This is a genomic window from Streptomyces sp. NPDC001544 (genome assembly GCF_042894285.1).
GTDB lineage: Bacteria > Actinomycetota > Actinomycetes > Streptomycetales > Streptomycetaceae > Streptomyces.
Window position 1 is genome coordinate 197,779 of sequence record NZ_JBIAVN010000004.1, and the last position, 18,216, is coordinate 215,994.

Annotated in this window: 13 protein-coding genes; 10 read left to right on the forward strand and 3 right to left on the reverse strand. The window is 73.5% G+C overall.

Annotation, left to right across the window (positions count from 1 at the left end; translation table 11 throughout):
• Positions 1-57: 57 nt before the first annotated feature.
• The 5 genes from ACFY0F_RS13720 (at position 58) to ACFY0F_RS13740 (ending at position 5,119) form a co-directional block, all read left to right on the forward strand.
• Entirely contained in the window at positions 58-996 is a 939-nt protein-coding gene (locus ACFY0F_RS13720) for an MIP/aquaporin family protein (protein ID WP_388792745.1), read from the forward strand.
• A 388-nt stretch (positions 997-1,384) separates the two neighbouring features.
• The gene (locus ACFY0F_RS13725) at positions 1,385-1,696 is read left to right on the forward strand and encodes a hypothetical protein (protein WP_388792747.1); all 312 of its coding nucleotides are present in this window, start codon (positions 1,385-1,387) and stop codon (positions 1,694-1,696) included.
• Positions 1,697-1,770: 74 nt separating this feature from the next.
• On the forward strand, positions 1,771-2,394 hold the full coding sequence (locus ACFY0F_RS13730) for an RNA polymerase sigma factor (protein WP_388792749.1): 624 nt from the start codon (positions 1,771-1,773) through the stop codon (positions 2,392-2,394).
• Entirely contained in the window at positions 2,391-3,467 is a 1,077-nt protein-coding gene (locus tag ACFY0F_RS13735; RefSeq protein ID WP_388792750.1) for a CU044_5270 family protein, read from the forward strand. Before ACFY0F_RS13730 ends, ACFY0F_RS13735 begins: the two co-directional genes overlap by 4 nt.
• 116 nt (positions 3,468-3,583) lie before the next feature.
• Entirely contained in the window at positions 3,584-5,119 is a 1,536-nt protein-coding gene (locus ACFY0F_RS13740; protein WP_388792752.1) for a PH domain-containing protein, read from the forward strand.
• Between the two features lie 6 nt (positions 5,120-5,125).
• Here ACFY0F_RS13740 and ACFY0F_RS13745 read toward each other — a convergent pair whose 3' ends face one another.
• From ACFY0F_RS13745 to ACFY0F_RS13755, 3 genes are all read right to left on the reverse strand, one after another.
• A complete protein-coding gene (locus tag ACFY0F_RS13745) occupies positions 5,126-5,647 on the reverse strand; it encodes a hypothetical protein (RefSeq protein WP_388792754.1) in 522 nt (173 codons plus the stop codon).
• 118 nt (positions 5,648-5,765) lie between these two features.
• Positions 5,766-7,721: an amino acid transporter gene (locus ACFY0F_RS13750; protein WP_388792756.1), complete on the reverse strand. Its 1,956-nt coding sequence runs from the start codon at positions 7,719-7,721 to the stop codon at positions 5,766-5,768.
• A 162-nt stretch (positions 7,722-7,883) separates the two neighbouring features.
• Complete coding sequence (locus ACFY0F_RS13755; RefSeq protein WP_388792758.1) at positions 7,884-9,479, reverse strand: Na+/H+ antiporter; 1,596 nt, start codon at positions 9,477-9,479, stop codon at positions 7,884-7,886.
• Between the two features lie 229 nt (positions 9,480-9,708).
• Here ACFY0F_RS13755 and ACFY0F_RS13760 point away from each other — a divergent pair, with 229 nt between their 5' ends.
• The 5 genes from ACFY0F_RS13760 (at position 9,709) to ACFY0F_RS13780 (ending at position 18,136) form a co-directional block, all read left to right on the forward strand.
• Positions 9,709-10,473, forward strand: a complete 765-nt coding sequence (locus ACFY0F_RS13760; protein WP_388792760.1) for an SDR family NAD(P)-dependent oxidoreductase — start codon at positions 9,709-9,711, stop codon at positions 10,471-10,473.
• Positions 10,474-10,551: 78 nt separating this feature from the next.
• A complete protein-coding gene (locus ACFY0F_RS13765) occupies positions 10,552-13,734 on the forward strand; it encodes an ATP-binding protein (RefSeq protein WP_388792762.1) in 3,183 nt (1,060 codons plus the stop codon).
• A 35-nt stretch (positions 13,735-13,769) separates the two neighbouring features.
• Positions 13,770-15,023 carry an FAD-dependent monooxygenase gene (locus ACFY0F_RS13770; RefSeq protein ID WP_388792764.1) on the forward strand — a complete coding sequence of 418 codons (1,254 nt, stop codon included), beginning with the start codon at positions 13,770-13,772 and terminating at the stop codon, positions 15,021-15,023.
• 184 nt (positions 15,024-15,207) lie between these two features.
• Entirely contained in the window at positions 15,208-15,537 is a 330-nt protein-coding gene (locus tag ACFY0F_RS13775; RefSeq protein WP_388792766.1) for a hypothetical protein, read from the forward strand.
• Positions 15,538-15,643: 106 nt separating this feature from the next.
• Positions 15,644-18,136: a SpoIIE family protein phosphatase gene (locus tag ACFY0F_RS13780; RefSeq protein WP_388792768.1), complete on the forward strand. Its 2,493-nt coding sequence runs from the start codon at positions 15,644-15,646 to the stop codon at positions 18,134-18,136.
• Positions 18,137-18,216 lie beyond the last annotated feature (80 nt).

The window sequence follows — 18,216 nt, forward strand, 5'->3', positions numbered from 1 at the left end:
TTATGACCGGTTTCGTGATCGGTCATATGGCCGGATGCTCTCACTGAGGGGGCCGACATGGCTGTGGAAATCCCTCCCCTGATCAAACCATCCATGCTCAGACGGCGTGCCGGACTGCTGGGCGAGTGCATGGCGGAGTTCCTGGGGACCTTCGTACTGATCGCGTTCGGTGCCGGCGTTGTCGCGATGGCCGTCGCGGCGCTGCCCGGCTCGGGCCGTGCCGCCACGCCCACCACGATCTTCCTCGCCGCCGGAGACTGGCTGCTGATCACCTGGGGCTGGGCGATGGCCGTGGTCTTCGGTATCTACGTGGCCGGAGGCGTCAGCGGCGCGCACATCAACCCGGCGGTGACGCTGGCGTTCGCGGTGCGCCGCAAGTTCCCCTGGGCCAAGGTCCTGCCGTACTGGTTCTCGCAGCTGGTGGGTGCTTTCGCTGGTGCGGCCCTGGTCTTCGCCGTCTATCACGACGCGATCAACGCCTTCGACGCCGCCTCGAAACCGCCGAAGACCAACGGGCACACACTCGCCACGTTCTCGATCTTCGCCACCTTCCCGGCGCCGTACTTCAACGGTGGCGTCTGGGGGCCGCTGATCGACCAGATCGTGGGCACCGCCTTCCTGGTGATGTTCGTCGTGGCCGTCATCGACCTGCGCAACACGGCGGTGCAGGCCAACCTGGGGCCGTTCGTGATCGGCCTGGTGGTGGCCGCCGTCGGCATGTCCTACGGGGCGAACGCCGGCTACGCCATCAACCCCGCCCGTGACTTCGGCCCGCGCCTGTTCACCTGGCTCGCGGGCTGGCAGAGTCTGGCCTTGCCGGGGGACGGTCCATGGTTCAGCAACTACTTCTGGATACCGATCGTCGGGCCACTCGTCGGCGGGGTCATCGGGGTCCTGGTGTACGACCTGTTCGTCGGCGACGTCCTCCACGCCCGCGCCGAACTGGGAGAGCTGCCGGAGGTCGGCCGTACGCGGCCCACCACGGACGCGGAATAGCCCCGACGCCCCCGTCGGAAGATCATGGGAAGATCCTTCGTTACCGTTTCGTGACCGTTTGAGCTCATGGTCATCATTTGAGATGACCAGCTTGAGCTGTCATGCATTCGGTACCAGAGCGAGAACCCGCACCGCCCGTCGGCAGCGCCGCGGCATCCCGCCGCGGTGGCCGTTCGCACCGGCCCTCTCGGAGCGCCGACCGGCACAGGTCCGCCCACCGCCGGGGCGGTCCGCGCCACCGGGGCCGGGCCTGCCTGGTCGCCGCGATGATGGCCGTCGGCCTGCTCGGCTCGACGGCGTTCTTACTGCACGGCGGACGAAGCGACGCGTCGAGCGCCGCACCGCCCGCGCGGAGCACGGTGCACTGGGCCGCCCGCGAACCGACGGCATGACCACCTCCATCGGCCCGGCTGCCGAAGTCCCCTACGGCCGCATCACGCTGGACACCCTGGGCGCCGGCGGAAGCGGATCGGCGGAGTACGGCTACGCGGTGGGGTCCGCCGGTTCGGAGGTGAAGAGGATCACCGTGCGCGACCACGGGCACACCGTCCAGGCCACCGTGGACAGCGGCCGCTGGACCGTGTGGTGGCCCGACCGCGACCCCGGCGGCCCGCTGACCGGCACACTCACCCTGATCCTCGCCGACGGCACCACCCGCACGGTCGGCGGCAAGGCACTGGTGAAGCACAAGGTCATGTGACGCGGCGCACAGGAACTCCCCCCGTCCCGCAGGGAGTAACAGATGTGAGGCGGCAGACGGAACGAGGAGAGTCAGTGCGTGCGCGGATACGGGCAGGGGACCGTGAAGCCTTCGCCGAGCTGTACGAGAGCCACGCGCGGGCGGTCTACAACCATGCCCTGCGGCTTACCGGTGACTGGTCGGAGGCCGAGGAGGCGATGTCCGAGACCTTTCTCGCCGCCTGGCGTGCCCGGGAGACGGTGGAGCCGGAGGGCGGATCGCTGAAACCGTGGCTGCTCGGCATCGCCACGCACAAGGCGCGCAACGCCAACCGCGGGATACGGCGGCGGATCGCCTTCCTGGCCCGCAGCCCGGAGCCCCGGCCGGTCGAGGACTTCGCGGACGAGACGGCGGGCCGCGTCGACGACGCCCGCCGGCTCGCCCTGGTCCACAACGCGCTGCGCGGGCTGCGCCGCCAGGACCGGGAGGTGCTCGCCCTGTGCGTGGCCGCCGGGCTGGACTACCAGCAGGCGGCCGAGGCCCTCGGCATCCCGGTCGGCACCGTGCGCTCCCGGCTGTCCCGGGCCCGCGCGCGGCTGGCCCGGCTCAGCGCCACCGGCGAGGGCGACCGGGAAGAACCGGAACCGCCCCGGACCCGCGGAGAGATGGAGAGTGAGGCCGCGTTCGCGGCCCTGTTCCTGCAGGAGGAAACCCCGTGAACGCTGACGACCTGCCCCGCGCCGGCTCCGGCTCCGCCGCCCGGAGCGAGGCCGAGGAGCTGCTGTCGGCCCCGGCGGAATGGGACCTCCCGCGGAACCGGCACCTCCACCACAAGGACGTACTGATGCGACGCATCGACCATGACCTGAACCCCGCCGCGCGGACGGCCGCGGCGCCGCCCCGCCGCAAGCTGCTGCTGCGCGCCGCCGTGCTGCTGCCCGCCGCGTCGTTGGCGCTGGCCGGCGCGCTGGTCGTCACCCTCTCCGGCGGTGGCGGCTCCGCCCCGGGATCGGGGACCGGCGGCGCGGGGACGGCCGAGGGCGGCCCCAGCGCGTCCGTGACGCTCGGCCGGATCGCCGCCGCGGCCATGGAGACCGGCACCAGCCCGGTCAAGGACGGGCAGTTGGTCTACGTCCGAACCCTGCTCCGCGCCAACACGGGCACGTTCGAAGGCCCGGTGAAGCTCGGCGCCCTGCACCAGTCGGAGTCCTGGACGGTGCAGAACCCCGCCCCCGTCAAGACCGCCGGGTGGCTCAGGGAAACCGGCAAGGACGCGGTCATGCCCGGTGAGACGATCCCCATCGAGGAGGGCGGCGCCCCGGTCCCTGCCGGCTTCGACCGCCCCACCTACAAGTGGCTGGCCTCCCTGCCGACCGACCCCGCCGCCCTGCTCCGCCTGATCTACTCCAGGACCAAGGGGGACGAGACCGAGTCGCACGACCAGGCCGCCTTCAGCAGGATCGGTGACCTGCTCGGCGACGTCATGCCCGCCGCGAACAACGCCGCGCTCTACAAGGCCGCCGCGCGGATCCCCGGCGTGGTGGTGATCCCCGACGCCGTCGACGCCGCCGGCCGGCACGGCATCGGCATCACCCGCGAGGACCCGAGGTCCCGGATCCGTGACGTCTGGATCTTCGACAAGCACGACCTGACCTACCTGGGCGCCCGCTCGTACATCACCAAGGACAAGAAGAAGGAGCCGCGCCCCACCACCCTCCTGGGCGTCAGCGCCGTCATGGAACGCGCGGTGGTCGACCACCGGGGCGACACCCCGGGCAGGGCGAACGGCTAGCCGACCCGCGTTCCCCGCAGGGGCGGTCCCGGTGTCCCGTCGGCAACGACGGGGCCCGGGAAACTGCCGGACACAGCACAAGCGGTCCCGTCCCCGCCGGTGTCAGGATTCCGCGCATGACCGATGTCCGGGACGTGACCTGCCTTCCTCCCGCGAAGCGCGCCCTGTGGTGGATCGTCGCACTCGGAGCGGCCGGGACGGTCCTGGCCGCGACGGGGACGGCGTACCGGGGCGGGCTCGGGTACCTCTGGCTGGGCGTCGGCCTGGCGTCCGTCCTGGCGGGGACCGTGGCGCTCCACGCGCTCGCCGCCCGGACGACCGCCGATGCTTCCGGCCTGCGGATCCGGACGCTGCGGGGCGGCCGGAGCGTGGCCTGGCACGAGGTCGCCGACCTGCGGGTGCATCTGAGGCACACGAGGAACGGGGAGTTCCGTCGCGTCGCCGCGGTGCTGCGCGACGGCCGCAGGCTGTTCCTGCCGCTGCCGCTCAGCGGAAGGTCCGACGACCCGGAGTTCGACGCCACGCTGGACGCGCTGCGCACGCTGCACCGCCGGTACGGAACCCCCGCGTCGAGTCACCTCCCCGTCATCTCCTCCCGCACCGCCGGCCGCGGCTGGGCCGGGTCGCTGACCGTGTGCGTGCTGCTGCTCGCGGGCGCGGGAGTGGCCGCGTGGACCGTGCCGCAGGCCGCGGCCGAGGAGGCGGCGTGGAACGCGGCCCGCCCGTGCGCCGCCGGTACGCCTGCCGGGGAACGGACCGAGTGCCTGGACAAGCTGCCGGCCGTGATCGAGCGGACCGACGCCGACCGGCCGAAGCAACAGGGCCGGCTGTACTTCACCGGCGGTGGGCCGCTGGGGCGGCTCGAGGTCACCCGGGAGGCCGCACAGGGGTTCCGGCCCGGGGACAGGGTCGAACTGACCGTCTGGCGCGGGGCGGTCCGGGAGGTCAGCGGGCGGCACTACGTGTGGCACGACCGGGTCGGCGGCGCCGGGGACCTGGCCGTCGGGGCCGCCGTCCTCGCCCTCGCCGCCGGGTACCCCGCCGCCCAGCTGGTGCTGCGCCTGCGCGGGCGCCGGCTGCCCGACGACGAGGTCCTCCCGTCGGCGCTCCCCTTCGCGGGCGCGCTCGCCGGCACGGCCCTGTGGCTGCTGCCGCTGTGCCACCTGCACCCCGCGACCCTGTTCACCTCTCCCGTGCCGATCGCCTGGGGCGCCTCGGGCACGCTCGCCTCGCTGGTGTTCCTCACGGCGGCCTGGCGTGCCACCCGGCTGCGCGCGCCCCGGCCGGCCGCGGTGAGCGACGGGCCGGCCGGGCGGGAGGGCGAGGAGGTGTTCCTGCCGGCCCGCTTCCTGGAGCCCACCGACTACAACCCGCACGGCTTCGGCACCCACATCGCCCTCGGGGACGGCCCGCCCGCGGTGACACCCGGTCCCGGCAGGTTCGCGGCCAAACCGATCCCCATGGGGCGGCTCACCCTCAAGGCCGTGCGCCGCGTCCGGGGCGGCGACGGCGACACCGTCTCCAGGAGCTGGCACATCGCCGAACTCGACGACGCAGGCACCCCCGTCCGCCTCGCGGCCGCCCCGGACGATCTGCACCGCATCCTCCGCGAACTCGACCCGGCCGGAGCCGGAGCGATGGCGCACCCGTAGGAGGGCCTACGACAGCCCGGACGCCCGGAGGACCGCCCGCGCCGTCTCCGTGTCGATCTGCTCGCCCAGCCGCCGGAACGCGTCCGCCCCGCTGCGCAGGGTGCCGCGGTGCACGGAGTGGCGGAGGCCGGTGTCCAGTTCGTGCCACAGCAGGGGGTTCGCCGTCAGGACGCGGATGTCGAGTTCGAGGCGTCCGCCGCGGGTGTCCCGCAGGACGAGGCGGTCGGTGACACCGGCGGAACGTCGTACGGACACGAGCGCGTCCGTCCGTACCGTCCGCCGACGCAGCGGCCCGCGCACCGTCAGCCAGCCGGTGCCCGCCGTGACCCGCTGCGGCAGCAGGACGGCGAAGACCGCGGCGGACAGGGCGAGCCACACCGCGGCGCGGGCGGCGGTGAGGGTGTGCGCGTCCCAGTCGACGAGGACGGCCAGCGCGCAGAAGGCGAGGGCGCAGGTGGCCGCGAGCCGGGCACTGCCACGCCAGTGGCGGTCGGCGACCGGGCCGTTCCTCGGACCGCTGCCTCGCATGGCACCGACGCTAGGCGGCGGCTGGCCCCGTGCGACGCGTACTGACGGTGTTCTTACGCGGTGGGGGCCCTCCTTGACGGCATTCTTACGCGTGGGCCGGTCGTCGGCCGGCGTGGGGTCAGCCGACGTGGACGCGCGGGCGGCGGGCGCGGTCCGGTTCCGCCTCGCGCAGGACCTCGCGGGTGACGGGGGCGACCTCGCCCTGGCCGAAGAGGAAGAAGCGGAGGAAGTTGGCGAAGGGGGTGCCCTCGGTCCACTCGAAGTACATGTGCGGGATGCAGCCCGTGGTGTCGCGGACGTGCAGGAGAAGGGCCGCGAGGGCGTTGGGTATGGAGGACGACTCCAGGGTGAGGACCCGGTAGCGGTCGTGCAGCACCTCGCCGCGGACCGTCAGCCCCGCCTCGAACTCCGACGGGTCGGTGACGGTGACCTCGACGAAGACGAAGTCCTCCTGCTCCGGCAGTTCGTTGTCGGCCCGGATCTGCTCGATCTTGTCGCGGTACTCGGCCTTGTCGCGGTCGCCCGGGTCGTTGGCGATGAAGCGGACCTTGCGGCTGGCGATGTCCCGGACGAATCGTTCCGCCATGGAGTCGAGCTGCACACTCGTCACGCGCAGCTCGAAGGCACGGGCCAGCCGGGAGAGCAGCGAGACCAGCATGATGCCCACGATGAAGCAGGCGCCGATCTTCACACCGTCGGGGCGCTCGATGACGTTGGCCACGGTCACGTAGAGCAGAACCGCCGCCACGATCGAAAAAGCGATGGTCCAGTGGCGCTGCCCGGCCCTGCGGGCGGCGATGGTCACCGCGATCGCCGCCGAGGACATCAGCACCAGCACGCCGGTGGCGTAGGCGCCGCCCTGCGCGTCCACGTTGGCATCGAAGATCCAGGTGACCAGGAAGGCGATCAGGGTGAAGACGATGACCATGGGGCGTACGGCGCGGGCCCAGTGCGGGGCCATGCCGTAGCGGGGCAGATAGCGCGGCATCAGGTTGAGCAGGCCGGCCATGGCGGAGGCGCCCGCGAACCACAGGATGGCGATGGTGGAGAGGTCGTACACCGTGCCGAAGCCGTTGCCCAGGTACTGGTGCGCGAGGTAGGCCAGCGCGCGGCCGTTGGCGGCTCCGCCGGGCTTGAACTCCTTCGCCGGGATGAGCACCGTCGTTATGAAACTGGTGGCGATCAGGAACACGCTCATGATCAGGGCGGCGGTCGTCAGCAGCTTCTTGGTGTCCCGGATCCGGCCCCTGGGGTGCTCCTCCGTGTCGCCCGGGTCGCCCTGGACGTGCGGCATCACCGCGACGCCCGTCTCGAAGCCGGACAGGCCCAGGGCGAGCTTGGGGAAGACCAGCAGGGACACGCCGATCATGGCGAAGACGCTGCCGTGCTCGGCGGTGAGGGCGCTGGTCCAGTCGGTGACCAGGTGCCCGGCGGTCACCACGTGCCACAGGCCGTCGACCACGACCACGGCGTTCAGTCCGAGGTAGACGACCACCAGGGCGACCGCGACGCCGATCGCCTCCAGGAAGCCCTTGAGGAACACCGCGCCCAGCAGGGCCACCAGGAACAGGGTGATCCACATCTCCTGGCCGTGCAGCACGCTGGTCAGATGCGGGTTCTCCACGAGGTGGGTGGAGGCGTCGGCGGCCGAAAGGGTGATGGTGATCAGGAAGTCGGTGGCGGCGAAGCCCAGCAGGGTCAGGACGAAAAGCTTGCCCTTCCAGAAGGACAGCAGCCGCTCCAGCATGGCGATGGAGCCCTCCCCGTGCGGGCTCTCCTCGGCCACCCGGCGGTACACCGGCAGCGCGCCGGCCAGGGTGACCACGACGAGGACGAGGGTCGCCACCGGGGAGAGCAGACCGGCGGCGAGGGCCGCGATGCCGGGCTGGTAACCGAGGGTGGAGAAGTAGTCGACGCCGGTCAGGCACATCACGCGGTACCAGCGCTGTCCCTTGTGCGGCGGCTCCGGCTCGGCGTGGGGACCGGTGTGGCCGCCGTGCTTGCCCATGTCGGACAGGCCCTCCAGCATCCACGTCCGCAGACGGCTCTGCGGCGGAGTCTCGGTGGTGGCCATCGGTGTGCTCTCTTCCGGCGTGCGGCTCGGCGTGCGGTTTCGGCCATCACGCGGATGGCGGCACCAGCGTAAGCAGAGAGTGACGCCGGGGCCCACGGGAGAGACCGCCGAACGCGTCAAGGGTGCGTTAAGACGCGGGCGGGCGTCCTCGGGTGAGCGTCTTCAGACGTCCGTCAGCCGGGCGTCCTCGAGGTCGAGCGACCGCTGCAGCCGCCGCCGGGTCGTCTCGCTGATGCGGTGCACGTCGTACAGGCGCTGGAGTTCCGCCGTCTCCACGGCGATCAGGTCGCGGCGCAGCTGGCGGTAGACCAGGTCGGCGGACTCGGCCGCCGTGCCGCCGCTGCGGCCACCGCCACCGCTGCCGTCGGCCTCGGCGAGGCGGTCGTGGGCGTCGTCGAGGCGGGCGTTGAGGCCGCGGCGCAGCCGGTCGAGCACGACGTCCGGTACGGCCTCCAGTTCGGCGAGCTCCTCCAGCCGGGCGAGTCCGGCGTGGGCGAGGTGGGTGCGGGCCTCGATCTCCTCGCGTTCGGTGTGGGCGGGTTCCAGGGCGATGCCGGAGCGGCGGACGACCGGGGCGAGGGTGAACCCCTGGACGACCAGGGTGACCACCACGACCGAGGTGGTCAGGACCAGGACGAGGGGGCGGCCCGCGAGCGGGGTGCCGCTCCTGGTGGCCTCCGGGATGGACAGCGCGGCGGCCAGGGGCATCACCCCACGGGTGCCCGCCCAGGTCAGCACCATCGGCACCCGCCAGTTCAGCCGGCTGATCCCGCCCCTGCGCTGCACGACCGCCGACAGGGGCGCGAGCCACAGCAGACGTACGACGACGAGCGTGGCGGCGACGGCGAGGGCGTACAGCGGCCAGGCCCGGTCGCCGTGGGCCAGCGCCCGCACCTGGGCGGGCAGCGCCAGCCCGATGAGGGAGAAGACCACACTCTCCAGCAGGAACACCACCGTGCCGTACACGGCGTGCAGCTGCAGCCGGATCCGGGCGTTGGTGAGCCGGTCGCCCCGGCCGCCCAGGACGACCCCGGCCACCACGCAGGAGGTCACCCCGGACGTGTGCGCGGCCTCGGCGAGCAGATAGGCGGCGTACGGGGTGACCAGGGCGATCACCGTCTCCAGGACCGGCTCCTCGGTGCGCCGCCGGATCAGGGCCACCACCCCGGCCACCACCGCGCCGATCACCGTGCCGCCACCGGCGAGCAGCAGGAACTGGCCGCCCGCCGCCCCCCAGTTCGCCGCCGCGGACGCGACCGCGATCCCGGCCGCCACCCGCACCAGGACCAGGGAGGTCGCGTCGTTGAAAAGGCTCTCCGCCTGGACGAGGACCTGCACGCGCGGCGGGAGCGCGAGCCTGCGCCCGAGCGCGGTGACGGCCACCGGATCGGTGCTGGCCAGCACCGCGCCCAGGACGAACGCCATCTGCCACGACAGCGGGGTCACCCACGCCGCGATGGCGCCGACCGCCGCCGCGGAGGCCAGGACCAGGCCGATGGCGAGGATCCCGACCGGTTTCCACACGGCGCGCAGTTCCCGCCAGGGCATGTCCTCCGCACTCGCGTACAGCAGCGGCGGCAGCACCACCAGCGCGATGATCTGCGGGCTGATCTCGATCCGCGGGGTGCCCGGCAGCAGCGCCACGGCGAGACCGGCGACCACCAGCAGGGAGGGCGCGGGCATCCGCCACCGGCGCGCGAAGGTCGCCACCACGGTGGCCAGGATGACCAGCGCGAGTACCGTACCGACGCTCCGCATGCCGTCCCCCTGGGGCTGAGAGGAAGCCGCTCCGGCTCCCTGCCGACCAGACTTCCCGGCACACCGCTTTCACCCTATCGGGCCGGATCCCCCCGAGACAGGGGGGCGGACGGGCCGGTGGGCCGACGTCCCGGTGAGCCGGCGGTGAGCGCGCGGTGAGCCGTCGTCCCGAGAGTGGGGCCATCGCCGGTTCCGAACGGAGGACCGGCCACCGAGTGAGGAGCTGACGATGGCCGCACTGACGGGCAGGACGGCACTGGTGACGGGTGCGTCACGGGGCATCGGCCGGGCGGTGGCGCTGCGGCTGGCCGCCGAGGGCGCGCTGGTCGCCGTCCACTACGGCGGCGACGACGAGGCGGCCGAGGCGACCGTCGCGCGGATCGAGGAGGCCGGCGGGCGCGCGTTCGCCGTGCGGGCCCGGTTCGGTGAGGAGGGCGCGGTGGACCGGCTGTTCCGGCAGCTCGGCGCGGGACTCGACGGCCGGGGGCTGGACGTCCTGGTCAACAACGCGGGCATCTCCTCCGGGCACTCCATCGGGCAGGTGACCGCAGAGGAGTGGGACCGGCTGCTGGCGGTCAACGTCACCGCGCCGTTCTTCGTGATCCAGCGGGCCCTGCCGCTGCTCAACGACGGCGGACGCATCGTCAACATCGGTTCGACGGCCAGCCGGTTCGCCGTCTCCACGCAGATCGGCTACACCGTCACCAAGGCGGCGCTGGAGTCACTGGCCCCGTCCCTGGCCAACGAGCTCGGCCGGCGCGGGATCACGGTGAACACGGTCGCGCCGGGCGCCGTGCGGACCGACCTGACCGCCGGCTACACCGCGATTCCCGAAGTGGTCGCCGGGATAGAGGCGATCACCGCGCTGGGCCGCCTCGGCGAGGTCGAGGACGTGGCCGATGTCGTCGGCTTCCTGGCGGGTCCGCAGGGACGCTGGATCACCGGCCAGACCATCGACGTGTCCGGCGGCACGTATCTCGGCCCGATCGCGTGAGGCACGAGGCGGCAGCCGCCCCTCGGGCGGGCCGGGGAACACCCCCCAACTCCGGTACCGGGGTGGATAATCGCGCGCATGCGCTTCGGAATCCTCGGCGGCACGCAGGTGTGGGGCGACGACGGGGCGGAGGTGTCGCTGGGCGGGCCGGCGCGGCGGGCACTGCTCACCCTGCTGCTCGTCAGGCCCGGTGAGGTCGTCCCCGGTGACCGGCTCGCCGACGGTGTCGCGGCCGTCGGGGCCGCGGCGGCGCACGGGGGCGGCGGGACGCAGGGGGTCCCGTCCGCGCACGCACTGCAGTCGCAGGTGTCCCGGCTGCGCTCGGCCCTGGGGCGGGCGGAGCTGATCGAGCGGGCCGGGACCGGCTACCGCGTCGTCGTCGACGCGGACGACGTCGACGCCGGCCGGTTCGAACGCCTGGCACGGGAGGGCCGGGCGGCGCTGCGGGAAGGGGACGCGGAGCGCGCGGTCACCCTGCTGCGCACGGCACTGGGACTGTGGCGGGGCCAGGCGCTCGCCGACGCCGCCGACAGCGAGCCGGCCCGCGCCGCCGCCGTACGGCTGGAGGAGCTGCGGCTGACCGTGCTGGAGGACCGGATCGAGGCCGAGCTGCGGCTCGGCGAACACCGCGCGTCCGTGCCGGAGTTGCGGGAGCTGGTCGACCGTCATCCGCTGCGCGAACGTCTCGCCGGGCTGCTGATGCGGGCGTTGTCCGCCGACGGCGGGCAGGCCGAGGCGCTGCTGGTGTTCGAGCGGGTACGACGGCACCTCGCCGACGAGCTCGGCGCCGATCCGTCCGCCGAACTGACCGGTCTGCACGGCGAGTTGCTGAACTCCGACCCGTCGCCCTCGCTCACCGGCCCACCGGCCCCGCTGACGTCCTTCGTCGGCCGCTCGGCCGAGGTCGCCGAGGTGCGTGAACTCCTGCGCACCACCCGCCTGGTGACGCTGACCGGGCCGGGAGGCGTCGGCAAGACCCGGCTGTCCGCGGAGGTCGCCCGGGCGGAGTCCGACGAGGTGTGCTTCGTGGAACTCGGCGCGCTGCGCGACCCCGCCGTGCTGCCGCAGGCCGTGCTCGGCGCCCTCGGCCTGCGCGAGAACGGACTGCATGCGGCGGCTGGCGACCGGGACCCGCTGGACCGGCTGGTCGCCGCGCTGTCGGGCCGGATGCTCCTGCTCGCCCTGGACAACTGCGAGCACCTGGTCGAGGAGAGCGCCGTACTGGCGGCCCGGCTGCTGACGACGTGCCCGCGCCTGCGGGTGCTGGCGACGAGCCGGGAGCCGCTGGGCGTCATCGGCGAGCACCTCCACCCCGTACGGCCGCTCGACGACGCGGCGGCGGCGGAACTGTTCACCGACCGGGCCCGCGCCGTGCGCCGCGCGTTCGTCCCCGCCCCGGACACCGTACGGCGGATCTGCGCGGCCCTCGACGACCTGCCCCTGGCCATCGAACTCGCGGCGGCCCGGCTGCGCACCCTGAGCCTGGACGAGCTCGCCGAGCGCCTCCACGACCGGCTCGCCGTGTCCGCGCGCGGCAGCCGCACCGCCGATGAACGGCACCGGACGCTGCGCTCGGTCGTCGAGTGGAGCTGGGAGCTGCTCGACGAGCCGGAGCGACGGGCCGCGCGGCGCTTCTCCGTGTTCGCGGCGGGCGCGAGCCCCGAGTCCGCCCGCCGGGTCTGCGGCACGGACGAGGACACGCTGGAGTCGCTGGCCGACAAGTCCCTGCTGGACCGGGCGGGCGGCCGGTACCGCATGCTGGCGACGATCCGCGCCTACGCCGCCGAACGGCTGGACGCCGCGGGGGAGACGGACGCGGTGCGGCAGGCCCATGCCGCGACCCTGCTCGACCGGCTGCGCGCCGCCGACCCGTGGCTCCGGCGCGCCGAACAACTCCAGTGGCTGGAGGCACTCACGGCGGAACAGCCCGACCTGCTGGCGGCGGTGCGCTGGGCGGTCGGCGTGGCGGGGGGCGGTGCGGACGGGGACCGCTCGGCGGGGGGCGGTGTGGCGGGGGGCGGTGCGGACGGGGACCGCTCGGCGTGGGGCGGTGTGGGCCGGGGCCGTGTGGACGGCGGCGGTGGGGCGCGAGCCGGTGCGGCGTGGGGCGGTGCGGACGGGGACCGTGTGGACGGCGGCGGTGGGGCGCGAGCCGGTGCGGTGCGGGATGGTGCGGACGGGGACCGGGCGGCGTGGGGTGGTGCGGAGCGGGACCGTGTGGACGGGGTCGGGGTCGCGCTGGAACTGCTCGCCTCGGCATCGGCGTACCTGTGGATCCGCGGCGCGTCCGGCACGGCGGCACCGCAGGCGGGTGCCCTCCTCGACATCGTGGGCGGCACCCCGCCGGCCGGGCTCGGCGAGGAGTACGCGATCTGCGTGCTGCTCGCCGCGTCCGGTCCGGGCGGCCGGGCGGTGTGGCACCGGCATCGTGCGTCGGCCGGGAAGGCCCTGACCGAGGTGTGGTCCGGCGACCGGCCGGGCCGCTACCCGGCCGGCCTGCTGCTGTGGATGATGCGCAACGCGGGCGACGGCGACGCCCCGGGCGCGTTCGCCCTGGTCTCGGCCCAGCGGGAGCGGTCCGACCCGTGGGTCAGGGCGGCCGCGCGGTACGTGTCCGCCTTCGGGCCCCTCGGCGAGGGGAAAGCGGCGGACGCCGAGGACGCGTTCCGCACGGCCGTCGAGGAGTTCCGCGCGCTGGGCGACCGATGGGGTGCCGCGCTGGCCCTGGACGCGCTGGCCGCTCTGGCGGCCGGGCGTGGCGACCGCGAGCGGGCGGTCGCCCTCACGGACGAGGCGCTCGGCCTCGCCGAGCGGCTCGGCGCCCTGGAGGACTGCGCGGACCTGCTGGTCAACCGGGGTGACCACCGCGTGGACGCCGACCCGGCGGCGGCGCGCGCCGACTACACGCGGGCCGCCGACCTCGCCCGCCGCGCGGGCAGCCCGGCCGCACTGGCCGCCGCCCAGCGCGGCCTGGCCGACCTCGCCCTGCTGGAGCGGGACCCGGCCACGGCGGAGGACCTCTACACCCAGGCCCTGGAACAGCTCGACCCGCACTGGGTGAAGGGCCTCGGCAACCGGGTCCGGACGCTGGCCGGGCTCGGCCGGATCGCCGAGACACACGGCGACCGCGCCGCGGCCCGGGCCCGCTACCGGGAAGCTGCCGAGTCCGCCACGGCGGCCGTGCCCGGGACGGCCCTGCCGGACGCGCTGCGCCTGCTGGGCCTGCCCGAGGCCCTCACCGAGGCGGTGAGCCGGCGGTGACCGTCCGGTGAGCGGCCGGGCGCAGTCTCTACGGCATGACGAACTCACCGAACGCCAAGAACACCGACGTCCTGATCTCCGGCGCCTCCGTCGCCGGTCCCGCCCTCGCCTACTGGCTGCACCGCCACGGCTTCCGCCCGACGATCGTGGAGCGCGCCCCCGCCCTGCGGGACGGCGGTTACGCCGTCGACTTCCGCGGCGAGGCACACCTGTCCGTGCTGCGTGCGATGGGCATCCTGCCGGAACTCGAACGCGCCCGGACCGGCACGGGCTCCATGAAGTACGTCAACAGTGCGGGCAGGCCCGTGGCCGAGATGCCCGCCGACCTGTTCGCCGGGGACATCGAGGTCCTGCGCGGCGACCTGTCCCGCATCCTCTACGACGCCACCAAGGAGCACACCGAGTACGTCTTCGGCGACTCCGTCACCTCGCTCACCGAGGACGCCGACGGCGTGACCGCCACCTTCGAACGCTCCGCGCCGCGCAGGTTCGGCCTGGTGATCGGCGCGGACGGGCTGCACTCCACCACCCGCCGCCTGGTGTTCGGCCCCGAGGAGCGGTTCGTCCGCCATCTCGGCGTCCACTGCGCGATCTTCACCACGGACAACTACCTCGGCCTCGACCACACCGGCCACGTCTTCCGCACGGCGGGCAGGTTCGTCGGCCTCCACAGCGCCCGCCACAACGCAGAGGCCAGGGCGGTCTTCTACTTCGCCTCACCGCGCCTGGACCTCCACCGCCGTGACGTGCCCCGCCAGCAGGCCGTCCTCGCCGAGCACTTCGCCGGCAACGGCTGGGAGAGCGACCGCCTGCTGGAGGCGATGCGGCACGCACCCGACTTCTACTTCGACTCGGTCGCCCAGGTCCACATGGACACCTGGTCCCGGGGCCGTGTCGCCCTGCTCGGCGACGCCGCCCACTGCCCGTCCTCCCTCTCCGGGATGGGCTCCGGCCTGGCGCTGGTCGGCGCGTACGTCCTCGCGGGCGAACTGGCCGCCGCACACGGCGACCACACGGTGGCGTTCGCGCAGTACGAGGACCGGATGCGCGCCTACGCACGGGGCTGCCAGAAGATGGGCGACGGTGTGGCCCGGCTGATGGTCCCCGGCAGCCGCGCCCTGGCCGCGTTCCTCAACCGCTACTACCGGCTGCTGCCCTACCTCCCGGGCAAGAACATGGCGTCGAACATCGCCCGCAGGACCGCCGAGGACATCGTCCTGCCCGATTACGCGCCGCAGCTCGCCACCTCCCGCCCACGGCGTCCACAGCCCGTTCTCAGGACACTGTGACCGTCAATTCATCGACGCAACAAGGGAATTGATGGAGGATCAACGCCGTGGCCTCCCTCCTTCCCAGGCCCCTGCGTCTCGCCCTCCCCGCCGCGGCGGTACTCGCCGGCGCCGCCCTGAGCGCGGTGCCGTCTCCCGCACAGGCCGCCCCCACTACGTGGGCGCCGGCAGCACGGCGGCCGCCATGAGCGCCCTGAAGTCCGCGGGCATCGCCCCCGTCGCCAAGAGCCTCTACCTGGACCTCGGCGGCCTGGTCAGCAGCCTGGATCCGACCGGTGGCTTCTTCGGCCACGACAAGATCGAGGGCGTCGCCACGACGGACGGCGGCCGCACCGTCGTCGTCAGCAACGACAGCGACTTCGGCGTCTCCGGCTCGACCCCCACCCCGCCCTACGCCCTGCACGCCAAGACCCTCCCGAACGGCGCGCAGGGCGACGGCGAGTACCTGGCCGTGGACACCACCCGTCTCCCCGCCGCGACCAGCACGGCGACGGTGACGATCACCGTCCGGTAGTCGCCCGTCACCGTCAGGATCGCGTCCGCGGCCCGAACGTATCCCTTTCACGCCTTCAAGCCGGATGATATTAATTGGGGGAATTCGGTCAAAAGGTGATGGATCGGTGAAACGAGAGCAGCGGGCGCCCGAGCCGACTGCCGTACCCGGAGCAGAGCAGGGCGCGGTCCTGTCGTTCCATGCGCCCGCTCTGGCCGCCGCCCGCGCCGTTGCCCTCGGTGCCTCTTTGCTGGCCGCCCTGATCGGCGCGGTCGGCCTGTCCGGCTGGATCTTCGACGTCGGCGTCCTGAAGAGCGTCCTGCCCGGTGTCGACGCGTCCATGAAGCCGAACACGGCCGTGGCCCTGCTGGCGCTGGGCCTTTCCGTGTTCCTGCCGGCCCGGGGACCACTGACGCCGCGGACGGTCACCGTGGCCCGTACGGCCGCCGTCCTGGCCGGCCTGATCGGCGGGCTCACCGTCGCGGAGTACGTGACCGGGGCGCACCTGGGCATCGACCAGCTTCTCTTCCAGGACGACACCGCGAGGGTGGCGACGGGGACACCCGGACGGATGGCGCCCAACACGGCCGTGGCGCTGACGCTCGGGAGCGTGGCGTCACTGTGCGCGAGCACGCGGCGGCTGCCCGCCTGGACGAGCCAGATTCCCGGCCTCGTCGTCCTCACCCTGGGCATGCTCCGGCTCTACGGGTTCGCCTACGGCGTGCCCCAGCTGGAACGGTTCGGCGACTACACGGGCATGGCCCTGCACACCGCGCTCGCCCTGGTGCTGCTGGGCATCGCCGTCTTCCTGGCCCGTGCGGACGAAGGCCCCGCGGGGCTGCTGATGAACGCGGGCACCACGGGCGCGCTGGGCCGCCGACTGCTCGCCACCATCCTCGTCGTGCCGCCGCTGCTGGGCTGGGCCGTCCTGGCCGGTGAGGACGCGGGACTGTACGGGACGCGGCTGGGCGTCGCGCTGCTGGTGTGCGGCCAGGTGACCGCGTTCGCCGCGGTCATCTTCGTCGCCCTGGGCGTGGGCCGCCGTATCGAGGTGGCGCACGCCCGCGCCGAACAGCAGGTGCGGCAGAACGCGCTGCTGCAGGCGTTCATGGACCACACGCCGGCGGCGGTGTTCATCAAGGACCTCGACGGCCGCTTCCTGGCGGTCAACACGAGGTTCGAGCAGGAGACGGGCCTGTCCCGTGAACGGGCACTGGGCCTGAGGGACCGGGACGTCCTGCCGCCCGGCCTGGCACGGCACATGCGGACCGCCGATGCCGACATGCTGGCCCGGGGCACCCCGGTGCAGCGGGAGGAGGTGCTCGACCTGCCGGGAGGCCCCAAGGACGTCCTCACCTCGTTGTTCCCGCTCACCGACTCCTCCGGCAGACCGTACGCCGTGGGCGGCGTGGTCACCGACATCACCGCACGGGTCGCGGCCCAGCGCGAGGTGCAGCGGGCCCACCGGCGCTTCCTCGCACTGCTGGAATCCGCCCCCGACGCCATCCTGATCACCGACGGCGACGGCACCATCGTCATGGCCAACGCACAGGTGGAACGGTTGTTCGGCCGCGGCTCGGCCGACCTCGTCGGAGCCGAGGTCGTCGACCTGGTGCCCGGCCCACGGCGCCGCAGACACAGGGCGCTCCTCGACGGGTACCTCCGGCTGCCCGACGCGAAGCCGATGGTCCTGGACAGGGACCTGTACGGGCTGCACGGCGACGGCCGTGAGTTCCCCGTGGAGGTGAGCGTCAGCACCCTCCAGGCCGAACAGGAGACGCTGATCTTCCTGACCGTCCGGGACATCACCGAACGCAGACAGGCCGAGGCCGACCGCGCCGAACGCTACGAGCAGCAACGGCGCATCGCCTACACCCTGCAGCACAGCCTCATGGGCGAACCGCCCCGGCTGCCCCACCTGCCCAGCGCCCACCGGTACCTGGCGTCCGTCCAGGGCCCCGGAGTCGGCGGCGACTGGTTCGACATCATCCCCCTGGACCGGGACCGTACGGGCATCGTCATCGGCGACGTGATGGGCCGGGGCCTGGAGGCCGCCGCCGTCATGGGCCAACTGCGCGCCGCGTCCCACGCGCTGGCCCGCACGGGCGTATCGCCCAGCCGGCTCATGACCGGGCTGGACGCGTTCGTCGGTGACCTGGGGGACCAGCTCGTCACCTGCGCCTACCTGGTGATCGACCAGGACGCAGGCGAGGTCACCGTGTGCTCCGCCGGGCATCTGCCGGTCATCGCCCTGCCGCCGGACGGGCCCGCCCACCGGTTGCCGGCGCCGGTCGGCGTGCCGCTGGGCGTGAGCGACCTCGGCGGCGGTGGGGAGCCGTTCCGGGAGACGACGCGGCCGCTGCCGCCCGGCAGCACCCTCGCCCTGTGCACGGACGGACTGGTCGAGCGGCCGGGCACCGACATCGACGTCCAGATCGACGTCCTCGCCCACACCCTCGAGGTCACGCTGAAGGGCGCGCCCGCGGACCCGCGCATCCTCGACGAGGCCGCCTCCCGGCTGATCGGCGCCCTCATCCCGGACACCGCCGCCCATGACGACGACGTCACCCTGCTCCTGGTCGCCCTGCCGACGGCGGACGGGAACGGCTCCCCCGCCTGACGGACCCGTCCGGGCCCGCCCCGATCACGGTCGGCATCCCTCCCGTTGGTCCCCGGCCCCACTGGGTCTATCGTCGTCAA

What these genes read in the sequence shown, in the direction of transcription:
- ACFY0F_RS13720 (WP_388792745.1), top strand. Translation starts at nt 58, where the DNA reads ATGGCTGTGGAAATCCCTCCCCTGATCAAACCATCCATGCTCAGACGG.
- ACFY0F_RS13725 (WP_388792747.1), top strand. Translation starts at nt 1,385, where the DNA reads ATGACCACCTCCATCGGCCCGGCTGCCGAAGTCCCCTACGGCCGCATC.
- ACFY0F_RS13740 (WP_388792752.1), top strand. Translation starts at nt 3,584, where the DNA reads ATGACCGATGTCCGGGACGTGACCTGCCTTCCTCCCGCGAAGCGCGCC.
- ACFY0F_RS13745 (WP_388792754.1), bottom strand. Translation starts at nt 5,647, where the DNA reads ATGCGAGGCAGCGGTCCGAGGAACGGCCCGGTCGCCGACCGCCACTGG.
- ACFY0F_RS13750 (WP_388792756.1), bottom strand. Translation starts at nt 7,721, where the DNA reads ATGGCCACCACCGAGACTCCGCCGCAGAGCCGTCTGCGGACGTGGATG.
- ACFY0F_RS13755 (WP_388792758.1), bottom strand. Translation starts at nt 9,479, where the DNA reads ATGCGGAGCGTCGGTACGGTACTCGCGCTGGTCATCCTGGCCACCGTG.
- ACFY0F_RS13760 (WP_388792760.1), top strand. Translation starts at nt 9,709, where the DNA reads ATGGCCGCACTGACGGGCAGGACGGCACTGGTGACGGGTGCGTCACGG.
- ACFY0F_RS13765 (WP_388792762.1), top strand. Translation starts at nt 10,552, where the DNA reads ATGCGCTTCGGAATCCTCGGCGGCACGCAGGTGTGGGGCGACGACGGG.
- ACFY0F_RS13770 (WP_388792764.1), top strand. Translation starts at nt 13,770, where the DNA reads ATGACGAACTCACCGAACGCCAAGAACACCGACGTCCTGATCTCCGGC.
- ACFY0F_RS13775 (WP_388792766.1), top strand. Translation starts at nt 15,208, where the DNA reads ATGAGCGCCCTGAAGTCCGCGGGCATCGCCCCCGTCGCCAAGAGCCTC.